The organism is Agromyces aureus (assembly GCF_001660485.1).
In the GTDB taxonomy this organism is placed as follows: domain Bacteria; phylum Actinomycetota; class Actinomycetes; order Actinomycetales; family Microbacteriaceae; genus Agromyces; species Agromyces aureus.
The window spans coordinates 2894041-2913892 of the sequence record NZ_CP013979.1 but is presented as its reverse complement, the minus strand read 5'-3'; the positions used below and the strand labels follow the sequence as shown (position 1 = coordinate 2913892).

Sequence of the window (19852 nt, the reverse complement as noted above, 5' to 3'; positions counted from 1 at the left end):
GTGCTTCGGTTACTTGCAGTCGAGGAGGTCGTTCTCGAACTGGCCCATGATCTTCTCGGACTCGGCGTCCTGCTCCTCGGTGTAGGTGCCGACGTTGTCGCCGGTGACGACGAACGAGCCGGAGTCGACGATCACGCCGGGGTCCTTGACCGTGCAGGCCTTCGACTGCAGTTGTGCGAGCACCCACGAGCCGACGTACGCCTGGCCGGTCGGGTTCTGCACGACCGTCGCCGAGACGGAGCCGTCGGCGATGCCGTCGAGGATCACCTGGTCATCGTCGATGGCGACGACCTTGATCGGAAGGCCGGACTCCTTCACCGCGGACGCGGAGGCGACGGCCGGGTTGTACGCGGTCGACACGAATCCGTTGATCTCCGAGCCCTTGGCCGCGAGCAGGTCGGCCACGGCCTTCTGCGCCGTGCCGAGGTCGACGTCGATGTCCGTGACCGTGCTGAGCAGGGTCACGGCGCCGTTGGTCTCGTCGACGGCCTTCTCGACGCCGGCGATGCGGCGCTGCGTGTTGGAGTCGACGTTGTTGCCGGTCAGGTGGACGAGGTTGCCCTTGCCGCCCATCGCCTCGATGGCCGCCTGGGCCGCCTTGTATGCCGCGACCTCGGTGTCGGTCGAGAGGCAGAAGTCCGCCTCGTTCACGTCGCCGGCCGGGCAGGAGGCGAGCGAGCCGACGGCGAAGCCCTGCTCCTTCAGCGTCTTGAACGTCGTGTTGATGTCGGTCGGGGAGACGCCGAAGATGCCGAAGGCGTTGACGCCCTGAGCGGCGAGCGAGTTGATCACCTCGTTCTGCTTGGCCTGGTCCCACTCCGCGGTCTCGTTGAAGACGCTCGAGCCGAGGCCGAAGTCGGTCACGGCGAGCTCTCCGGCGGCCTTCCACGGCTGGAAGTAGGGGTGGGATCCACCTGGCACGAGGGCCACGTTCACCGATGCGAGATCGCCGCCCTCCGCCGATGCCTCGGTGTTCGCGGCCTTGCTGGTGCAAGCCGCGGTGGTCAGGGCCAGGGCGATCGCCGCGGTCGCCATCAGGCCGCGAGCGACCTTGCTGCGAACAGCCATGTTGTTCCTCCACTCTGAGAAATGAAATATCCAATAGGATCGGTGACAACATTGCGGCAACGTCGGATGGATGTCAAGCCGCTCCAGATCACGGGTCCGTCACGACTCCGCACCATGGGCCGCCACGCGCCTACGGGCGCTCGCGCCCGCGTTCGCGCTCGCGTTCGACCGACGGAGCCGAGTCACAGCGCAGCAGCTCGGAGCCAAGCCTCGATGCCGGCGATGTGCGTGAGGGTCACGGCCCTGGCGAGGTCCTGATCGCCCGCCTCGAGCGCCGAGAGGATCGCGTCGTGCTCGGCGATGGTGCGATCGGTCGCGTTCTCCTGCGTGATGCCACGCCAGATGCGGGCCCGCACGGTGCGGCCGGACATCGACTCGAGCAGGCTCGTCAGGTAGGCGTTGCCGGCCATCGATGCGATGCCCCGATGGAACTCGAGGTCGTGCTCGATGAGCGCGTCGAGCTCGGATGCGGCGTCGACGCCCTCGAGGAGCTCGCGCAGGCGAGCCAGATCGGCCGGATCCGCGTTCTGCGCAGCGAGTGCGGAGGTCGCCGGCTCGAGGATGCGGCGCACGGCGAAGATCTCGAGCACCGACTGATCGCTGTGCAGGTCGACCACGAAGCTCATCGCCTCGAGCAGCAGGTCGGGTTCGAGGCTCGTGACGTAGGTTCCGTCGCCGCGGCGCACGTCGAGCACGCGCACGATCTCGAGCGCCTTGACGGCTTCGCGCAGCGAGGAACGGCTCAGGCCGAGTCGTTCGCTGAGCTCCTTCTCGGGCTCGAGACGGTCGCCCGGCTTCAGTTCGCCGGAGAGGATCATCTCCTTGATCTTCAGGATCGCTTCATCGGTGACCGCCATACCGGAATCGTAGCGTGGGGCACCCAAGACATCGGATCTTTCCGGCGCGTGGGATCGGCCGCGCGTTCCGCCGTGCGGAGCGCCGTGCGCGCCGCCCGAGATCAGGCGGAGCGCCAGAGGTGCATCGACGCGTAGCTGCGCCACGGTGCCCAGCGGGCGCCGTATACGTCGAGTTCGCGCGGAGTATGGGGGAGGCCGAGGCGTTCAGCGCCGTTGCGCAGAGCCAGATCGCCCGTGAGCAGCACGTCGGGTGCTCCGGTCACGCGCATCGCGACGTACCCGGCGGTCCACGGCCCGATGCCGGGAATCTCGAGGAGGCGAGCCTCGAGGTCGTGCCGTTCGCGATCGGACGAGACGACGAGCTCGCCCGATGCGAGGCGGGCCGCGACGTCGACGATCGTGCGGATGCGCGCGGCCGGCCCACGCAGCACGCCTGCGCCGTGCTCGGCGATCGCCGCCGCGGTCGGGAACAGCGTGGTCAACGCCTCGTCGCCCGCGACGCGCGCGCCGAGTTCGGCGGCGAGTCGACCGAGGGCGGTGCGCGCCGCGGCGACCGAGATCTGCTGCCCGATGAGCGCCCGGAACACCAACTCGTGAGGGTCGAGGCATCCGGGCACGCGGATGCCGGGCACGGCGGCGACCGAGGCTGCGAACGCGGGCTCCGCCGCGAGGGCGCCGTCGATCGCGAGGGCATCGGCGTCGAGGTCGAAGAGGCGCCGAACCCTCGCCACGAGTGGGGGAAGGTCGGCGAGGCCCGTGAGGCGGGCCTCGATCTCGATGCTGGGCGAGCCGGCGTCGCCGCCCGGGGTGATCGCGACGAGCGCGGGCCCGCTGGGCAGGCGCAGGGTGCGCCGGAACCTCGGCGCGCCGTCAGCCGTCAGGGTCGACGTCTCGACGCCCGTGACCGTGCGCGCCGCGAGCCACCCGAACACGCCGGCCGCGTCGAACGGCGGGCGGGCGGGCAGACGCAGGCGCACGACGCCCGCGCCGGGGCCGGCGGCAGCAGGAGGCTCGGCGCCCGCGACGACGACGATGCCGTTCGGGCCGGGTCTGGTGAGGTCGACGGAGCCAGAGGATGCCGGCCGATCGCCGCCCCCAGCAGCGCGCTCGTGCACGCGCGCGGCGGCCCGCACCTCGAGGGGACTGCGCTCGTAGACCTCGCGGACCGTGTCGTTGAACTGGCGGATGCTGCCGAACCCCGACGCGAATGCGACATCGGCCACGGGCAGCGAGGTCGAGGTGAGCAGCGCCCGCGCGGTCTGCGCCCGGTGCGCGCGAGCGAGGGCGAGTGGGCCAGCGCCGAGTTCGGCGGTGAGCACACGCGTGAGGTGGCGGGGCGTGTAGCCGAGGCGTGCGGCGAGCCCGGGAACCCCGTCGCGTTCGACGACGCCGTCGGCGATGAGCCGCATGGCGCGTGCCGCGAGGTCGTCGCGCAGATTCCATTCGGGGGAGCCGGGCACCGCGTCGGGCAGGCACCGCTTGCACGCGCGAAGGCCGGCCTCGTGCGCGGCGGCCGCCGTGAGGTAGAACGTCACGTTCGACGGCTTCGGCGAGACCGCCGGACAGCTCGGCCGGCAGTAGATGCCCGTCGAGTGCACGCCCGTGATGAACTGCCCGTCGAAGCGGGCGTCGCGTGCCTGCATGGCGCGGTACCGCTCGGCGAACTCGGGGTCGTCGACGGACGTCGCGCTGAGCACGCGCGGTGCGGCTGAGGGGGTGGACATGACTCCAGACTCGCACGCCCGACCGACATCGATCGGCGGGAATCGGACATCAGCGGGTGCCAATAGGCTGGGCCGCATGCCGCTCGACGTCCTCTCCGTGCTCACCGACGCCCTCGGTGCCCGGGTCTCGACGGCGCCCGCCGACCTCGAGGCCGTGCGCGAAGACCGTTCGGGCTGGCGCGGCGCGAGCCGGGCGCTCGCCGTCGTGCACGCGGCATCCGTCGACGACGTGCAGGCCGTCATGCGCATCGCGCACGCGACGGCCACGCCCGTGGTCGTGCGCGGTGCGGGCACGGGGCTCGCGGGCGGGGCCATCGCGAGTGCCGGATGCCTCGTGCTCGACCTCTCGCGCCTCGACCGCATCCTCGAGATCTCCGAGGCCGACGAACTCGCGGTCGTCGAGGCGGGCGTTCTGAACGGCGCTCTCGCGGCGGCGGTCGCACCGCTCGGCCTCTGGTACGCGCCCGACCCGGCGAGTCGGGCCATCTCGTCGATCGGTGGCAACATCGCCACGAACGCCGGCGGCCTGCTCTGCGCGAAGTACGGCGTCACGCGCGAGTCGGTGCTCGCGCTCGCCGTGGTGCTGCCCGACGGGCGGCTGCTGCGCACCGGGCGCCGCACCGTCAAGGGCGTCACGGGCTACGATCTCACGGCCCTGCTCACCGGCTCCGAGGGCACGCTCGGCGTCATCGTCGAGGCGACCGTGCGACTGCGACCGCTGCCCGGTGGCGAGGTCGTCACGATCGCCGCGGCATTCCCCGATGTCGAGACGGCCGCCGCGGCATCCGCCGCCGTCATCGCCTCGCGCGTGCGACCCGCGATGCTCGAACTCATGGATGCCGCGGGCATCGCGCGCGTGGCCGCGCACCTCGGCGCCGACGCCCTCGCCGGCACTCCGCTCGCGACCCTCGCCCCCGGCGAGGCGTTCCTGCTCGCCCAGACCGATCAGGCGGGCGCCGCCGCCGAGGCCGACGTGATCGAACGCGTGTTCGCCGGCGCGGGCGGTCGCGTGAGCCGGTCTTCGGATGCCGCGTCGGGCGAGCGGCTCGTCGCGATCCGTCGGGCGTGGCACGGCGCGCTCGCTGCGCGCGGGCGCGTGCTCATCGAGGACGTCGCGGTGCCGCGCTCGCGCCTGCCGGAGATGTTCCGCGCGATCGAGCGCATCGGCGCCGACCACGGGCTCGAGATCCCGACGCTCGCGCACGCGGGCGACGGCAACCTGCACCCGAACTTCATCTTCGAGGGCGATCCGGGCGAGGTGCCCGAACACGTGTGGGCCGCGGCCGACGCGATGTTCCGCGAGGCGGTCGCCCTCGGCGGCACGCTCACGGGCGAGCACGGTGTCGGCGTGCTCAAGCGCCGGTGGCTCGCCGACGAGCTCGGAGACGACCAGGTCGACCTGCAGCGCGGCATCAAGGCGCTGTTCGACCCGACCGGCATCCTGAACCCCGGCGTGATGTTCGAGGACCGCGGCACCTCCGTGCCCGACGAGACCCGAACACCCGACGCCACCGACCCGCTCGAGGAGACCCGATGACCAGCCCCGTTCCCGGCGAGTACCGATCGGGCCCCGTGGTGAACCCCGGCCCCTCGCCGCAGGCGTTCATGCCGCCTCCGCCGCCGGCGCCGGTCGTGGCGCCGCTCCGCCGCGGCACCGGGGTGTTCGCCCCGATCGGCATCACGGTCGCGGTGATCGTCGGGCTGCTCGTCGTCGCGTACTTCGCCGTCGCGCTCGGAGTGTCGACGCTGCTCATCGGCAGCCTGCTCGCGCTCGTGCCGCTCACGATCGTGCTGCTCGCGGTGCGCTGGGTCGACCGCTGGGAGCCCGAACCGCGCTGGGCGCTCTGGTTCGCGTTCCTCTGGGGTGCGGCGGTGTCGGTGGCGATCGCCCTCATCGTCGACACGGGGGTGCAGCTCGCCATGGCGTTCGCGCTCTCGACCGGCCCCGACGAGGCCATGCAGGCCGTCGTGCAGGCGCCGCTCGTCGAGGAGGTCGCGAAGGGGCTCGGCATCCTGCTGCTCTTCACCTTCTCGCGCAGCCACTTCGACGGCCCGGTCGACGGGCTCGTCTACGCCGCGACCGTCGCCGCCGGGTTCGCGTTCACCGAGAACATCCTCTACTTCGGGCAGGCGCTCATCGAGGGCGGCGGCGCCGCGCTCGGGGCGACGTTCGTCGTGCGCGGCCTGTTCTCGCCGTTCGCGCACGTGCTCTTCACGGCGTGCACGGGCCTTGCGATCGGCTTGGGGGCGCGACGTACGCGCGGCCCGGGGATCCTGCTCTGGTTCCTCGGTGGCCTCGCCTGCGCGATCGCGCTGCACGCCCTCTGGAACGGCTCGCTCACCTTCGCCTCCGACGCCGTCGCGCTCTACCTGCTCGTGCAGGTGCCGATCTTCGCCGCGGCCATCGTGCTCACGGTGCTGCTGCGCCGTCAGGAGCGCCGCATCACGCGCGACCGGTTGCTCGAGTACGCCGCCGCCGGCTGGTTCAATCCCGACGAGGTCGAGGGGCTCGCCTCGCCGGCCGGCCGCAACGCCGCCCTCGCATGGGCGCGGTCGCAGACGCCGCCGCGCACGCCTCAGGTCAGGGCGTTCATCGCGGATGCCACGCGCCTGGCGTTCACGCGTCAGGCGATCGTCACCGGCAGGTCCGACGCCCGACGCATCGCCGACGAGCGCGAGCTGCTCGACCTCGTCGCGGCCGATCGACGCGCGATCTCCGCGCCCGGGGCCTGACGGCCGACGCACGACCGGGGTGCGGTTCCTCATCAGGTCGCGACTCATGAAGGTGTGAAGGCGCCGTTCGCGACCTGATGAGGGGCCATGAGGCGGCCGCCGATCGCGTCAGGTGGCCGCTCGCGGACATGGAGAAACTCGTCGCCCTGCGGTGTGGCATTGCCGACGACTCTGCGGGGCGACGAGTTCTCAGGCATCCAGAGTGCGACATGTTCGCAGTCAGCGCAAGAGGGGAGTGGACGCTTGTCCGGACTCGTCGCCTCCGATTGGATGGAAGCATGACTGACACGAACAGCAAGCCCGAGATCGACGCTCCCGAGGGCCCCGCCCCCGTAGACCTCGTCATCGAGGACATCGTCGTCGGCGACGGAGCCGAGGCGACCCCCGGCTCCACGGTCGACGTGCACTACCTCGGTGTCGAGTACGACACCGGCGACGAGTTCGACTCCTCCTGGAGCCGCAACCAGTCGATCAACTTCCCCCTGCAGGCGCTCATCGCCGGCTGGCAGGAGGGCATCCCCGGCATGAAAGTCGGCGGTCGCCGCAAGCTCATCGTGCCGCCGCACAAGGCCTACGGCCCCGCCGGCGGCGGGCACCGGCTCTCGGGCCAGACCCTGATCTTCGTGATCGACCTGCTCGGCGTGAGCTGAGCCGAGCGGCATCGCATCATCTGAATCACACGAAGGCCGACGGGCATCGCCCGTCGGCCTTCGTCGTGTCCCACAGTCCGTTCGGCCCCGCGGCATCCGCCCGGCTACGATCGGCGGGTGCCGATGACGTTCACGCCCTACCTCGTGCTCTGCGCCCTTCACCTCGTGCTGCTCGAGACGGGCCCCGACTGGTCGGTCACGACGACCAAGGCGCTCCTCATGCCGCTGCTCGCGCTCGGCGTGGTGCTCGCGGCGCGGCGCTCGCGCCTGAAGACCCCGTGGCTGCTGCTGCTCGCGATCGGGCTGTCGTGGGCGGGCGACGTCGCGCTGTCGTTCGACGGCATGTTCGTCGTCGGGCTGGGCGCGTTCCTGCTCGCACATGTGGCGTACATCACGGTGTTCCTGCGGATGCCGGGTGGGCGCGCTCGCCCGCCCCTGTGGACCCTCGTGTACGCGATCTGGTTCGTCGGCTTCATCGCGCTGCTCGGCCCGCACACCGGCGTGCTGCTCGTGCCGGTCGCGCTCTACGGCCTCGTGCTCGGCCTCATGGCGACGTTCGCCGCGAGCCGCGGCCCGGTCATGGCGGTCGGCGGCGCGCTCTTCGTCGTGTCGGACTCGGTGCTCGGGCTCGGCCGGTTCCTGCCCGGCTACGAGTTCGCCGTGCGGGGGTTCGACCTGCACGACCTCACGGTCATGTCGACCTACCTCGCGGCGCAGCTGCTCATCTCGATCGGGGTGCTCGCGGCGCTTCGCGCTGCGGCTCCGTCGTCTCGCGAACCCGATCGACGAGTTGCCGCCACGGCCCCGTGAGCTGACGTTCGGCGAGGGTCGCCTCGTTGGCCTTCGGTTCGTCGACCTTCGGTTCGTCGGCGCTCGGATCGGCCGCGGTCGACTCGGTCGTGCCCGCCGCGTGCGCCGTCGCCTCGGCAGGCTCGCACCGGATGTCCCACGTGAATCGATCGGGCTCGGCCGGGGCCGCCGGCACGTCGTCCCAGGGGATCTCCTCGATCAGCACGAACCAGTCGTCGGCGTCGGGCTGATCGTCGACCTTCACATGCCAGGTGAGGCGGATGCCGGCAAGGCCGCCGCTGCGGGCCACGAAGACGTCCATGACGCCCACGGTACCCCTCGTGCGGCGAAGCCGACAGGCGGCTACGCCTTCAGCACCCCCACCTGCTGCCAGCCGTCGCGCACGGCCTCGGCCTCGCGGGACTCGTCGCCGAACCGGCGTTCGGCCTGCCGCACGGTCTCGTCGGCGAACTGCGCGAACGTCGCCTCTTCGCCGAGCTCGCCCGACGTGAGCGCGTCGTACCAGATGCGACCGACGTGCTCCCAGGCGAACCCGCCCAACTGACGGGCCGCGAGCGCGAACGCGCGGTTCGGGATGCCGGAGTTCAGGTGCACGCCGCCGTTGTCCTCGACGGTGTCGATGTAGTCGCGCATGTGCCCCGGCTGCGGGTCGCGGCCGAGCACGTCGTCGTCGTAGGCGGTGCCGGGCTCGAGCATGGAGCGGAGCGCACGGCCCTGCACCTCTGCCGTGAAGATGCCCTCGCCGATGAGCCACGTCGCGGCCTCGGCGTCCTGGCCGAGGGCGTACTGCTCGACGAGCGCACCGAAGGCGTCGGAGACGTGCTCGTTGAGGGCGCCCGACTGACCCTGGTAGCGCAGCTTCGCGGTGTTCTCGGTGACGCCGTGCGCGAGCTCGTGCCCGATGACGCTCAGCGAGTCGGTGAAGCCGCGGAAGATCTCGCCGTCGCCGTCGCCGAACACCATGCGCTCGCCGTCCCAGAAGGCGTTGTCGTAGGCCTCGCCGAAGTGCACGGTGGCCTCGAGGGGCATGCCCCGCCCGTCGATCGAGTCGCGCCCGAAGACGCGATCGAACATGCGGTGCGTGTCGCCGAGGCCGTCGTAGGCGTCGTCGACGGCTTCGTCACCCGTGGCGCGTTCGCCTTCGCGGCGCACCAGCTTGCCCGGCAGCCGCTCGGTGCCCTGCGCGTCGGAGATGCGCCGGTCGGGCGTCGACGGGGCGTCGGGCAGCGCGCTCGGCAGCCCGTACCCGTCGTGCTGCGGACGGCCCGGCGAGGTCGGCCCGAGACGAGCCGGCGGTTCGCGCAGGAGCGCTCGTCTGGCGGCCTCGGCGGCGAGTGGGTACCGCGTGCCAGCGGTTTCGGCGATGCGGTCGAGCAGGTAGGGCGGAACGATCGTCGGCATGCGTCGATGCTCGCATCTGCGTGCGACATCCGGGTGAACGGCACGCTGGGCGCGGCCTGCGCAGCACGGTACGTTCTGAGCGCACGCGGCCCGAAGCGCGCCCGGCGACGCCCGCCTAGGCTGGAGACGTGACCACGCCCCCCGCCAAGTCCCTGCTCGCGACCCCGCTCCTCGGTCTCCTGCTCGACGTCGACGGCCCGATCGCCAGCCCGGTGACGCGCACGATCGCGATCCCGTCGATCGCCCGCGACCTCGCGGCGCTCGCGAACGCGGGCATCCCCGTGATCTTCAACACGGGCCGCTCCGACGCGTTCATCGCCGCGCAGGTCGTGCCGCCGATGCTCGCCGCGGGCATCGACCCTGGCGCCCCGATCTGGGCGATCTGCGAGAAGGGCGCGGTCTGGGCGGCGATCGATCAGCACGGTCTCGGTGAGATCCACGTCGACCACGAGCTCGCGACCCCACCGGAGTTCTCGGTCGCGATGCGCGACTTCGTCGGCACCTTCTTCGACGACTTCGGGTTCTTCGACGAGACCAAGCGGGCCATGGTCTCGGTCGAGCAGCACGTGCACGTCGCCAACGCCGACTACCTCGAAGCGCAGCCCGGCTTCGACGACCACGCGCACGAGGTGCTCGCGGCGCACGGGTTCGGCACGGTCCGCGAAGGACACGAGCGACCGGATGCCGCGGGGCGCGTGCAGTGGCGCATCGACCCCACGATCATCTCGACGGACGTCGAGTCGGTGCGCCTCGGCAAGGACCTCGGGGCCGAGCGTGCCGTCGCACTGCTCGAGGAGCGGGGCATCCGCCCCCAGCACTGGCGCACGATGGGCGACTCGCGCACCGACTACGCCATGTCCGAATGGCTGCACGATCGGGGCGAACACGTGCGCCACGTCGACGTGCGCCCGGCCGACGGCGTGCCCGCCACCCGCTACCCCGTGCTCACGGCGGGCGAGCTCATCCACGACGAGGCGGGCGCGGTCTTCCTCACGCGATGGGTCGAGGCCGTGCGCCGCGGAACGCTCGCCGACGACGAATGACCGCCACGGCGACGCACGACCCGGCCGCACTGCGGACGCATCCGATCGCCCTGATTCCGGCGGTGCTCGTGTGCGGCGCCGCAGTGCTGCTGTTCGGGTTCCTGCTGCCGATCGCGGGCTACGCGATGCTCGCCGTCGGGCTCCTGGCCGCGTGGCTCTGCGACCGCTCTGGGCGCACCGAGCGCCTGCTCGCCGACCTCGCGCTCATCGCGGTCGGCCAGATCATCATCTCGACGGCGTCGATGAAGGCCGACCTCAGCGACGCGGGCATGGTGCGGTTCGCCGTCGTGCTCGGGCTCGCGGTGCTCGTGCCGTACCTGATCTCGCGGTTCCTGTACCGCGAGCGCACGATCCGCTTCCCGTGGCGCACGGGCAACCGCTGGAACCGCACCCAGTGGCTCTACCTGATCTTCGTGACGCTCGCGGGCTGGCTGATCCTGCCGTTCTACTTCATCACCTCTGGCGTCTACCAGAACTGGCCGACGGTCACCGAGCCCGACGAGATCGGGCGCCTGCTCATCGGCGTCATCGCCGTCGGCACGTGGGACGAGCTCTTCTTCATCTGCACAGTGTTCGTGCTGCTGCGCCGGCACTTCCCGACCTGGCAGGCGAACCTGCTGCAGACGATCGTGTTCGTGTCGTTCCTGTGGGAGCTCGGCTACCAGTCCTGGGGGCCGCTGCTCACCATTCCGTTCGCGCTGATCCAGGGCTACACGTTCAAGCTCACGAAGTCGCTCGGCTACGTCTTCACGGTGCACATGCTCTTCGACGCGGTCGTGTTCGCGGTCATCGTGTACGCGCACAACGGGTGGCCGGCGATCTTCCTGCTTGCTCCGTAGCCTGGACCGCCGGGACCCGGCCGGGCTTCGATGCCCGGCCGGGATCCGCGTCGGACCCGTGGATCGGCGTCAGTCTCAGGGCCGGGCGTTCAGCTGCAGGACCTCGCGGCGTACGCGCTCGAGACGGGCGCTCCGGGCGCGTCGTCACCCGCAGCGCCGGCCGTCACCGTCGCGGCCCCGGCGGGGAGCTCCTTCACGCGGGTGGTGAACGCGTGATACACGGTCTTGCCCGCAGCCACGGCCGAGAACGACTTCGACCCGTAGGCGGTCTCGACCACCACGTCGATCGGGGTCGGGCCGGTGTTCACGACGTTCACACCGAGCACGGCCTTGCCGGCGAGGCAGCGGCTCGACGTCTCGATCGTCACCGCCGGCGGCATGTCATCGACGACGCGGTAGGACGCGGTGGCCTTCGCCGAGTTGCCGGCATGGTCGACGGCGATCGCCGTGATCGTGTGCGCACCGACCTCGGCGGAATACCCCGTGATCTCGCACGAGCGCACTCCAGAGGTCGCATCCGTGCCCGCGCAGGTCGGCGCGGGAGGCACGGCGGATGCCTCGACCTCGCCTCGCGGCCCACCGGACACCTCCACCGTCGGGGCGGTCGCGTCGATGCGGACGACGAGCGACCGCTCCGCTGAGGCGTTCCCGGCGGCATCGATCGCTCGGTACCGGATGGTGTGCTCGCCGTCATCGGCCACGCGCACCGGTGCGGTGGCGATCGCCCAGCCCTCACCGGTGTCGACCTCGACCTTCGCCAGGGCGACGTTGTCGACCGCCTTCACCTCGACGTCGACCGGGCCGGTGTACCAGCCCGCATCGCCGCGCTCGGCGCCGGGAGCCGGTGCCGCCGAGACGCTCGGCGCGATCGTGTCGGCCGTCTCGGACAGCGGCGTCACCCAGAGGTCGGCGATCGAGCAGTCGGCGACGTTCGGCGGCGGGGTCGATCCGAGCACGAAGGAGAACCGCACGGTGACGACCCCGTCGGCATCGGGGTCGAGACCCGTCAGGTCGCGCACGTCGATGGCATGCGTGTTCAGGCCGACGACCGGCGTGTACCGTACGCGCGAGACCTCCGTGCCGTCGACCGTGACGCGGTAGTCCTTCGACATGGTCGAATTGGCGGTCTCGAGCACGGTGAGCGTGAACGGTTTGCCCTTCTCGGGGAGGGCCACGTCGGCCGAGAACCAGTTCTCGCCGGCGATGCGACGGCAGTAGGCCCGGCCGACGCCGGCTTCGGCGCTCGTTCCCGCGTTCGCGCTCTTCGTGAAGTTGTGTGCGGTCTGCGAGGCGACCTCTGCGGTTCCGGGGCCGAAATCCACCCAGTCCGAGAACTGCGCGGGCGGGACGACGATCGGTTGCGCGGACTTCGACCACGCGATCGTCGCCGATCCCTTCGCGATCACGACGCCGTCGTCGACGATCTCGAGGTCGACGCTGCCGTTCGCCGCGTCGGCTCCGGCGTCAAAGTAGACCTCGACGGGGATCTCGATGGACGACAGGGGCGGCACCGAGACGAGCTCCGAAGGCGCGCCCGGCGTGAGGCCGGCACTTGCGGATGCGGCCCGTACCTGCACGGTCGCGGCGGCGCCGCCGGCGTTGTGGACGGTGGTCGTCAGCTCGGCCAGGCCGGGCTGCGGGACCTCGACCGAGGTGCCCGTGACCGACAGATCGGGCCGCTGCGCCTGCAGGGCGTAGGTTCCGGAGCCCAGCGTGACGATGACGGCGTGCTCGTCGGCGTCGAAGCGAACGTCGTGGACGCCGGGCGTCGCCTCCGTGAGCGCGGTTCCGTCGAGGGTCGCGGCGGCGATTCCCGATGCCGGAAGGTGCACCTCCGCGGTCGTGTTGACCGGCACGGTCACGTCGAGGTCGAAGGTGTCGGCCGTGAGTTCCCACGCGCTCGAGAGCGGGCCGTAGACGGTCTTCAGCGTGTCGGTCGCCGACGTGATGCCGCCCCCCGGCTTCGGGGCGATGATCGCCGAGCGGTAGCCGGCCTCACCGATCCGGATGCCGCCGACGGTCTGGTTGATCCAGTCGGTCACCGAACCGAATGCGTAGTGGTTCTGCGACGACCAGCCGAGCGTGCCGTTGGCGGCGATGGTGTTCCAGAACTCCCAGATCGTGGTGGCGCCCATCTTCACCTCGAAGCCCCACGACGGGTAGTCGTCGTTGAGCAGAAGCTGGTAGGCGAGGTCGTCGCGGTCGATCGCGGTGAGGGCGGGAAGGAGCCACGGAAGGCCGAGGAATCCGGTCGCCAGATGATTTCCGTCGCCGGCGAGCCTGGCGGTGAACTTCGTGCCGACCTTCGCCTTGACATCCGCGTCGTCGATGAGGTCCATGCCCAGGGCGAGGGCGTAGCCGGTCTGCGCGTCGCCCTGGATCGTTCCGTCGGCGGCGACGAACGTGTCGGTGAACCCGCGACGCACGTCGGCGAGGCGGTCGGCGTACTCGTCGGCTTCCGGTTCGCCGATGGCTTCGGCCATCTCGGCCATCATGCGCAGGTTCTCGGCGGTGAACGCGGTCGCGAGCACGTCGTTCGGCGTCGCACGACCTCCCAGGTATCCCCAGTCGCCGTAGTAGGCGAGTCGGTCGGAGACCCCGTCGCCGTCGACGAACCCGAGGCTGTAGGCGAGGAACTTCTGCATCATCGGCCAGTGCTTGCGCACGAGTGCGACATTGCCGGTGGCGTGCCAGACCGCGTAGGGCACGCCGATCGTGGCGTCCTCCCATCCGACCGAGGGGCCGCCGTTCGCGCGAGGGATGTGCTGCGAGTAAGGCACGACCGAGGGCATCGACCCGTTCATCTCGTCGTCGGTGACGTTCTGCGCGTCGGCCAGGTCGTCGGCGTACTTGCCGAGGAACGATCGACCGTCGAGGAGGTACATCGCGGTCGGTGCGAAGAGGTTGATGTCTCCGGTGTACCCGACGCGCTCGCCGCGCTGGGGGCAGTCGGTCGGGATGGAGAGCATGTTGTCGATCGCGCTCCAGTAGGAGTTCGAGAGCAGCTGGTTCACCATCGGGTTCGAGGTCGTCAGGTTGCCGGTGCGTTCGATGTCGGAAGCGAGGAGGATGCCCTGCGCATCACCGTCTCCTGGCAGCGTGGCGAGTCCGGCCACTTGAAGGTAGCGGAAGCCGTGTTGCGTGAAGGTGGGCGTGTAGGTCGTCGTGCACGGCTCGGAGCAGTCCGCCGGGAAGGTGTACCGGTCGGTGCCGATCACGCTTCCGGTGAACAGCTTGCCGCGCTGGTCGACCGGGGCGCTGTCGTTGTAGATCGACTCCCCATAGCTGATGACGGCCGTCTCGCCCGGTTTCCCGGTGAGCTTCACCCGGTAGATGCCCGAGATGTTCTGCCCCAGGTCGAAGATCTTCGCGCCGGCGGTGGGCTGCGCGGCGGTCGGGGTGCCCGGCAGCTCCTGCAGGGCACGCACCGGCTCGTCGGGCTGGGCGACCAGCCGGTCGGTGGTCGAAGCGCGGACGGCTGCGGCACGCCAGGCGGTGTCGTCGAAGTCGGGCTCGTTCCAGCCGTCGATCTCCCGACCGGCGTTGTAGGTCTCTCCGTAGTGCCGGTCGGCAGCCTCGAACGGGCCGGGCGACCAGGTCCAGTCGTCATCGCTCGTGATCCACTGCGGCGATCCGGTGGTGTAGTCGATGCGCATCTTCACGATCACCGAGAGGTCGGCCGCGGTTCCGAAGACGTTCTGGTGGTCGGCGACCCATCCGGCGTACCAGCCGTCGGCGAGAGCCGCGCCGATGGCGTTGCGGCCGGACTGGACCTGTACGTCGTAGGTCTGCGACTGGATCCTGGTGCGGTAGTCGGTGTAGCCGGGGGCCAGGAACTGATCACCCACCTTCTGACCGTTGAGCGAGAGCTCGTACACCCCGCGGGCGGACGCGTAGACCCTGGCCGAGGCGATCTCGCGGGTGGGGTCGGTCGTGAACTCGGTGCGCAGCAGGGGCTTCGAGGGCGAGGACGAGCCGTTCGGACGGCCGATCCACTCCGCGCCCGACCAGTCCTCCTCCTCGTTCAGCCCGGTCTCGAACCAGCTCGGATCCGACCAGCCCGTTGCCAGATCGTCCTGGTCCCATACCTGCACGCGCCAGTGGTAGCGCGTGGCGCTCTCGAGGTCGGGTCGATCGACGGGGTATGCGATGTCCACCTGATCGCGTGACTCCACCTTGCCCGAGTCCCAGAGCTCGGCACCGCCGACGGTGGTTCCGACCTGGATGCGGTAGGCCGACTGCGTGACGTCCCGAGCGGTCGCTGCGGAGATCCAGCCGAAGACGGGGTCGTCGCTCGGGATGCCGATGGGCTCGTTCCTGGCGTTCACCGTGAGGTCGGCGATCGAGACGATCGAAGACGGCGGTGCGGCGAGCGCGGGCGATGCGACCGCGGCGAGTGTCGCGGTGAGGGCCGCGGCGGCGAGCGCCGCGATCGCGGCACGGATCGTACGGTGGGCAGTCATCGTGCTGGCTCACTCCTTCGTGAAGCTGGGCATGGTGTCGTCCTGTGGCGCCCTGGGTGAATCGATTCATCATGGGCGGCCGAGATGAGCATAGGAGATCTCGCATGCCGTGTCGAGGGTTGGAATGCAATATGTCTCATCCGGCTGCGATATATGCAGAACACATGCCGCTGTGGCATGCTCTCACTCGAGCCTTCCGGCCTGAGCGCCGAGATGGCGTCGACGAATCCGCCGCATGGGGGATGCGACGGTGGTGCCCGGCTTGGTGTCATGGATGCATGACGGATCACCGGCATTGGACCCCGATCGAAACTCCCCGGGCACCCGAACAGATGCCCGCGCCGACGCCCGCCGCCACGCACGTGAACACCGGCCCGGCGGGCATGCTGGCGCTGCCCTCGAGGCGGGAAGATGCTGCGAATCGCCAGCGCGCGAAGAACGCGGCCGCCGCTCCGATCGTGCCGACGAAGGTGCCGTGGCTCGCGGTCGGCGTGTTCGTCGCGATCGCGTTCGTCGGCGCGTGGCTCGTCGCCATGCCGCTCTGGATCTCGGGCGAGGGGCTCGCGCATCCGCTGTTCGGGCTGCTCGCGCCCGCGATGATGTTCACGCCCGCGCTCGCGACGCTCGTCGTGGTGCTCTGGGTGCGCCGCCCGGCGAGCATCCCGCGCTCGCTCGGCCTCTCGCCGATCCGGCCGGCCGGGCGCACGTGGCTCTTCATCGCGCTGGCGTTCGTGTTCTTCACGGCCCTGCCGTTCCTCGCGATGCTGCTCGGACATGCGCTCGGGTTGATCCGCGTCGATCTCGTGGATCTCAGCGGTGTGCAGGCCGTCATCGACGCGCTCAACGAGACCGCGGGCGGGGAGGCGGTGCCCATCGATGCATCCGTCGTCGTGGTGATGACGCTCATCTCGCTGCCGTTCCTGACCGCACTGAACAGCGTCGCCGCGTTCGGCGAGGAGATCGGCTGGCGCGGCTGGCTGCTGCCGGCGCTTCGGCCGCTCGGCACCGTGTGGGCGCTCGTCGCCTCGGGCGCGATCTGGGGTCTCTGGCACGCGCCGCTCATCCTGCTCGGCTACAACTACCAGCGCACCGACCTGCTCGGCCTGCTCGCAATGGTCGCCTTCTGCGTGCTGACGGGCGTCGTCATCGGCTGGATGCGGCTGCGCTCGGCTTCAGTGTGGCCCGCGGTCATCGCCCACGGCGCGATCAACACGGCGACCACGCAATTCCTGATCTTCGCCGACGCGGACTCGCTCGCCGACGACCAGGGCATCTGGGGGAGCCTGCTCGGCTGGCCCGGATGGATCCTGCTCGCGGCGACGATCCTCGTGCTCGTCATCACGCGTCAGCTGTGGAAGCAGCCCGAGCCGGGTCTGACCCTCGCGGAGTCGCGCGTCTAGGTCTTCACTCCGGGTCGACGGATGCCCCGTGCTCGGCCAGCCAGTCGAGCAGCACGAGCGCGTGGTTGGCGTGCTCGTCGCGCGCGCCGAACAGCAGGGTGACCCGCTCGGGCTCTTTCGAGCGGCCGAGCGCCAGCAGCGCCTCCGCGGCGGGATTCCCGTCGAGCTCGTGCCGGTACCGGGCGGCGAAGCCGTCGAACGTCGCCTCGCGGTCGGCCGAGTGATGCCACTCGGTGCGCAGTGCGGGCGACGGCGCCACCTCTTTCGCCCACTCGTCGAGCTCGGCGCGATCCTTGCTCACGCCGCGCGGCCACAGCCGGTCGACGAGCACGCGGTAGCCGTCGGATGCCTCGGGCTGGTCGTAGACGCGCTTGACGGTGAAGGGCACGCGGCCAGTCTGGCAGCGGCCCTATCGGACCGCGGCGTGGAACGACACTCCGTCCCACCCGACGTCGACGAGCCACGTGCCCGCGTCGAGGGTTCCGTCGGGGATGACGAACACGAGGTTGCCGGTGGCGCTCTCGCCAGGCTGCAACTCGGGGAGCATGAAGAACGGGTCGGGGATCAGGGCGTAGTCCTCGCTGATCGTCCCGCCGTCGCCCGTGGCGAACGACACTCGGAGGTCGTAGACCGGCGAGCGGGTGGCATCGGAACCGTCGCCGTGGTACTGCACGGTCAGGGGAACGAGGACGTACGACGAACCCTCGGGAGCGAGTTCGTTGTACGGGTTCTCGGACGACACGACGTCCGCGGCATCGGGGTTCGTCGCGCCGAAGGTGATCGAGTAGTACGGCTCGCCGTGGTTCGTGACCTCGATCGCCTCGCCGACCGCGAACGGATCGTCGGGGTCGCCCGTCGCCGTGCCCGCGATGACCTCGAACTGCGAGGGACGGTCTGCGGCGCCGTCGTCGGCGCCGCCCGCGGGCTCGTCGTGCAACTCGGCGGTCGTGTCGCCGGCGGTCGGGCCGAACGGCATCGTCGGCCAGAACAGCGAGGCGACGCTCACGAAGATCGCGAACAGGAACGCGACGGTGCCCAGGATGATCCCCGCGAGTCCTCGGCCCTTGCGCGCGACGGACTTCGACGCGAGTGCCGCGATGCCGAGGCCGATCGCGACGAACGCGGGCAGCCACGCGATGAGGGCGGCGAACGGGATCACGGCGAGCACGATGGCGACCAGGCCGAAGATCAGTGCGAGCAAACCGACGGTCTCGCGCGAGCCGACGGCCGGTGCCACTGGCGCGCCCGCCGGTGCGGATGGCGGGCCGGCCGGCGCAAATCCGGTGCTGGATGGTGTCGTCGGCGGCACGAACCCGGACTCGGGCAGGGGCGACGGCGCGGGCGCCGGCACGGCGGCCGGCGACCCGACCCGCTCCGCCGTCGGCGCGGGGCCGTACGGCGATACCGGGGGAGCAGGGCGATCCTCGGCCGGGGCGGGCTCGATCGGCGTCTCGGGCAAGTCGGTGCTCCCTTCCGGGCGTGGCACGCGGCCCGGGTTCGAAGATGGTGTCGGAGTGCGCCCGGGCCGGGGAGGCGTGCAGGCGGCGACGGATGCTGCGTCGCACATCGTATGCGGAACCTCGGCGGTCGGATCGGGTACCGTGCACAGCCCGGTCGTGCGCACCGGACGTTCCGGGCATCGGCGGCCACGCGGCATCCGCTCTGGTAGACTCTTCAGGTTGCCGTGAAACGGCCGCGCATCAAGAGAGCTCAGGCATTCCGCCTCGGGCAGCGCGCAACGAACAGAAAGGGGATCCCATCTATGGCACTCGAAGCAGACGTCAAGAAGGCGATCATCGAAGAGTACGCGACCCACCCCGGTGACACTGGATCCCCCGAGGTCCAGATCGCGCTCCTCACGAAGCGCATCAAGGACCTCACCGAGCACCTGAAGGCGCACAAGCACGACCACCACTCGCGTCGTGGCCTGCTCCTTCTCGTCGGTCAGCGCCGTCGTCTCCTCGGCTACCTCGCCGATGTCGACATCAACCGCTACCGCAAGCTCATCGAGCGTCTCGGCCTGCGCCGCTAAGCAGCTTTCTGGCTGCGGCTCTCGTTGATACCGCGAGCTTCTTGCGAAAGCCCCCCGCCCGTTCTTCGGAACAGGCCGGGGGCTTTCGTCATTCGCACGGGCCGGCTGCGATGCGCGACTCGGCCGAGAAGCCGGATCGAGACGGACTCCGGATGACACCGGGCATGATGTTCCCGTGGACGACTCACCCGGCCGCGGACGCGGCGACCCATCCGACGCCTTCGCCGAACTGCGCGAGGCGATCGCCGCGGACCCGGCGAATGCGGCGTTCACGGCGATGGGCTGGCGTCCGTTGCTCTTCGGCTCCCCGTCATCGCGGGTGCTCATCGTCAGCCAGGCGCCCGGGCGCCGCGCGCAAGAGAGCGGCATCCCGTTCAACGACGCGAGCGGCGATCGCCTGCTGCGATGGCTGGGCGTCACGCGGGCGGAGTTCGACGATGCATCCCGCTTCGCGATCGTCCCGATGGACTTCTACTATCCGGGCAAGGGGGCCTCGGGCGACCTCCCGCCACGGCGGGGCATCGCCGAGGTGTGGCATCCACGCATCCTCTCGCTCATGCGACCTCGGCTCACGATCCTCGTGGGTGCGTACGCGCAGCGGTTCCACCTCGGTGCTCGGCGTGCGCCGACGCTCACCGAGACGGTTCGAGCGTGGCGCGAGTACGGCTCGGAGACGGTTCCGATCGTGCATCCGTCGCCGCTCAACGTCGGTTGGCAGCAACGCAATCCCTGGTTCGAGGAGGAGTTGGTGCCGGATCTGAAGGGTCGCGTCGCGGACGCGCTGCGACGCCCCTGAACGCGGGGTGCCGGCGGTCATCTGCGACGTCCAGCA

Annotated in this window: 17 protein-coding genes; 9 read left to right on the top strand and 8 right to left on the bottom strand. The window is 70.6% G+C overall.

Annotation, left to right across the window (positions count from 1 at the left end; genetic code table 11):
- Window positions 1–9: 9 nt before the first annotated feature.
- The 3 genes from ATC03_RS13105 to ATC03_RS13095 form a co-directional block, all read right to left on the bottom strand.
- Window positions 10–1068, bottom strand: a complete 1059-nt coding sequence (locus ATC03_RS13105) for a sugar ABC transporter substrate-binding protein (RefSeq protein WP_067877858.1) — start codon at window positions 1066–1068, stop codon at window positions 10–12.
- A 182-nt stretch (window positions 1069–1250) separates the two neighbouring features.
- Window positions 1251–1925 carry a FadR/GntR family transcriptional regulator gene (locus tag ATC03_RS13100; protein WP_067877855.1) on the bottom strand — a complete coding sequence of 225 codons (675 nt, stop codon included), beginning with the start codon at window positions 1923–1925 and terminating at the stop codon, window positions 1251–1253.
- A gap of 101 nt (window positions 1926–2026) precedes the next feature.
- A complete protein-coding gene (locus tag ATC03_RS13095; protein WP_067877852.1) occupies window positions 2027–3649 on the bottom strand; it encodes an AlkA N-terminal domain-containing protein in 1623 nt (540 codons plus the stop codon).
- 76 nt (window positions 3650–3725) lie between these two features.
- On the opposite strand from ATC03_RS13095, the gene ATC03_RS13090 reads away from it, so the two are divergent.
- From ATC03_RS13090 to ATC03_RS13075, 4 genes are all read left to right on the top strand, one after another.
- Window positions 3726–5186, top strand: coding sequence for an FAD-binding oxidoreductase (locus ATC03_RS13090; protein WP_067877849.1), 1461 nt, complete (start codon window positions 3726–3728; stop codon window positions 5184–5186).
- Window positions 5183–6382 (top strand): PrsW family intramembrane metalloprotease, encoded by a 1200-nt coding sequence (locus tag ATC03_RS13085; RefSeq protein WP_067877846.1) that lies wholly within the window; start codon window positions 5183–5185, stop codon window positions 6380–6382. The genes ATC03_RS13090 and ATC03_RS13085 overlap by 4 nt, the downstream gene beginning before the upstream one ends.
- Window positions 6383–6660: 278 nt before the next feature.
- On the top strand, window positions 6661–7032 hold the full coding sequence (locus ATC03_RS13080) for an FKBP-type peptidyl-prolyl cis-trans isomerase (RefSeq protein ID WP_067877843.1): 372 nt from the start codon (window positions 6661–6663) through the stop codon (window positions 7030–7032).
- A gap of 123 nt (window positions 7033–7155) precedes the next feature.
- A complete protein-coding gene (locus ATC03_RS13075; protein WP_067877840.1) occupies window positions 7156–7842 on the top strand; it encodes a lysoplasmalogenase in 687 nt (228 codons plus the stop codon).
- Here the strand turns inward: ATC03_RS13075 and ATC03_RS13070 are convergent.
- Together ATC03_RS13070 and ATC03_RS13065 are read right to left on the bottom strand one after the other, a co-directional pair.
- A complete protein-coding gene (locus ATC03_RS13070) occupies window positions 7754–8143 on the bottom strand; it encodes a protealysin inhibitor emfourin (protein ID WP_067877838.1) in 390 nt (129 codons plus the stop codon). The two genes, ATC03_RS13075 and ATC03_RS13070, sit on opposite strands and share 89 nt — an antisense overlap.
- 41 nt (window positions 8144–8184) lie before the next feature.
- A complete protein-coding gene (locus ATC03_RS13065; RefSeq protein ID WP_067877835.1) occupies window positions 8185–9243 on the bottom strand; it encodes a M4 family metallopeptidase in 1059 nt (352 codons plus the stop codon).
- A gap of 128 nt (window positions 9244–9371) precedes the next feature.
- Between ATC03_RS13065 and ATC03_RS13060 the strand changes: the two genes are divergently transcribed.
- Both ATC03_RS13060 and ATC03_RS13055 read left to right on the top strand, forming a co-directional pair.
- The gene (locus tag ATC03_RS13060) at window positions 9372–10286 is read left to right on the top strand and encodes a Cof-type HAD-IIB family hydrolase (protein ID WP_067877832.1); all 915 of its coding nucleotides are present in this window, start codon (window positions 9372–9374) and stop codon (window positions 10284–10286) included.
- A complete protein-coding gene (locus ATC03_RS13055) occupies window positions 10283–11125 on the top strand; it encodes a CPBP family intramembrane glutamic endopeptidase (RefSeq protein WP_067877829.1) in 843 nt (280 codons plus the stop codon). The genes ATC03_RS13060 and ATC03_RS13055 overlap by 4 nt, the downstream gene beginning before the upstream one ends.
- A gap of 89 nt (window positions 11126–11214) precedes the next feature.
- Here ATC03_RS13055 and ATC03_RS21025 read toward each other — a convergent pair whose 3' ends face one another.
- Window positions 11215–15588, bottom strand: coding sequence for a family 78 glycoside hydrolase catalytic domain (locus ATC03_RS21025; RefSeq protein ID WP_067877826.1), 4374 nt, complete (start codon window positions 15586–15588; stop codon window positions 11215–11217).
- A gap of 332 nt (window positions 15589–15920) precedes the next feature.
- Between ATC03_RS21025 and ATC03_RS13045 the strand changes: the two genes are divergently transcribed.
- Window positions 15921–16988, top strand: coding sequence for a CPBP family intramembrane glutamic endopeptidase (locus tag ATC03_RS13045; RefSeq protein ID WP_227820094.1), 1068 nt, complete (start codon window positions 15921–15923; stop codon window positions 16986–16988).
- A gap of 4 nt (window positions 16989–16992) precedes the next feature.
- Here the strand turns inward: ATC03_RS13045 and ATC03_RS13040 are convergent, their stop codons facing one another.
- Both ATC03_RS13040 and ATC03_RS13035 read right to left on the bottom strand, forming a co-directional pair.
- Entirely contained in the window at window positions 16993–17376 is a 384-nt protein-coding gene (locus tag ATC03_RS13040; protein ID WP_067877823.1) for a DUF488 domain-containing protein, read from the bottom strand.
- Between the two features lie 21 nt (window positions 17377–17397).
- Window positions 17398–18225: a hypothetical protein gene (locus ATC03_RS13035; RefSeq protein ID WP_067877820.1), complete on the bottom strand. Its 828-nt coding sequence runs from the start codon at window positions 18223–18225 to the stop codon at window positions 17398–17400.
- A gap of 525 nt (window positions 18226–18750) precedes the next feature.
- Between ATC03_RS13035 and rpsO the strand changes: the two genes are divergently transcribed.
- Together rpsO and ATC03_RS13025 are read left to right on the top strand one after the other, a co-directional pair.
- Window positions 18751–19020, top strand: coding sequence for a 30S ribosomal protein S15 (gene rpsO / locus ATC03_RS13030; RefSeq protein ID WP_067877818.1), 270 nt, complete (start codon window positions 18751–18753; stop codon window positions 19018–19020).
- 175 nt (window positions 19021–19195) lie between these two features.
- On the top strand, window positions 19196–19816 hold the full coding sequence (locus ATC03_RS13025) for a uracil-DNA glycosylase family protein (RefSeq protein WP_227820093.1): 621 nt from the start codon (window positions 19196–19198) through the stop codon (window positions 19814–19816).
- The last annotated feature ends 36 nt before the right edge of the window (window positions 19817–19852 follow it).

What these genes read in the sequence shown, in the direction of transcription:
- ATC03_RS13080 (WP_067877843.1), top strand. Translation starts at nt 6,661, where the DNA reads ATGACTGACACGAACAGCAAGCCCGAGATCGACGCTCCCGAGGGCCCC.
- ATC03_RS13095 (WP_067877852.1), bottom strand. Translation starts at nt 3,649, where the DNA reads ATGTCCACCCCCTCAGCCGCACCGCGCGTGCTCAGCGCGACGTCCGTC.
- rpsO (WP_067877818.1), top strand. Translation starts at nt 18,751, where the DNA reads ATGGCACTCGAAGCAGACGTCAAGAAGGCGATCATCGAAGAGTACGCG.
- ATC03_RS13065 (WP_067877835.1), bottom strand. Translation starts at nt 9,243, where the DNA reads ATGCCGACGATCGTTCCGCCCTACCTGCTCGACCGCATCGCCGAAACC.
- ATC03_RS13075 (WP_067877840.1), top strand. Translation starts at nt 7,156, where the DNA reads ATGACGTTCACGCCCTACCTCGTGCTCTGCGCCCTTCACCTCGTGCTG.
- ATC03_RS13045 (WP_227820094.1), top strand. Translation starts at nt 15,921, where the DNA reads ATGCCCGCGCCGACGCCCGCCGCCACGCACGTGAACACCGGCCCGGCG.
- ATC03_RS13105 (WP_067877858.1), bottom strand. Translation starts at nt 1,068, where the DNA reads ATGGCTGTTCGCAGCAAGGTCGCTCGCGGCCTGATGGCGACCGCGGCG.
- ATC03_RS21025 (WP_067877826.1), bottom strand. Translation starts at nt 15,588, where the DNA reads ATGACTGCCCACCGTACGATCCGTGCCGCGATCGCGGCGCTCGCCGCC.
- ATC03_RS13070 (WP_067877838.1), bottom strand. Translation starts at nt 8,143, where the DNA reads ATGGACGTCTTCGTGGCCCGCAGCGGCGGCCTTGCCGGCATCCGCCTC.
- ATC03_RS13090 (WP_067877849.1), top strand. Translation starts at nt 3,726, where the DNA reads ATGCCGCTCGACGTCCTCTCCGTGCTCACCGACGCCCTCGGTGCCCGG.
- ATC03_RS13055 (WP_067877829.1), top strand. Translation starts at nt 10,283, where the DNA reads ATGACCGCCACGGCGACGCACGACCCGGCCGCACTGCGGACGCATCCG.
- ATC03_RS13085 (WP_067877846.1), top strand. Translation starts at nt 5,183, where the DNA reads ATGACCAGCCCCGTTCCCGGCGAGTACCGATCGGGCCCCGTGGTGAAC.
- ATC03_RS13100 (WP_067877855.1), bottom strand. Translation starts at nt 1,925, where the DNA reads ATGGCGGTCACCGATGAAGCGATCCTGAAGATCAAGGAGATGATCCTC.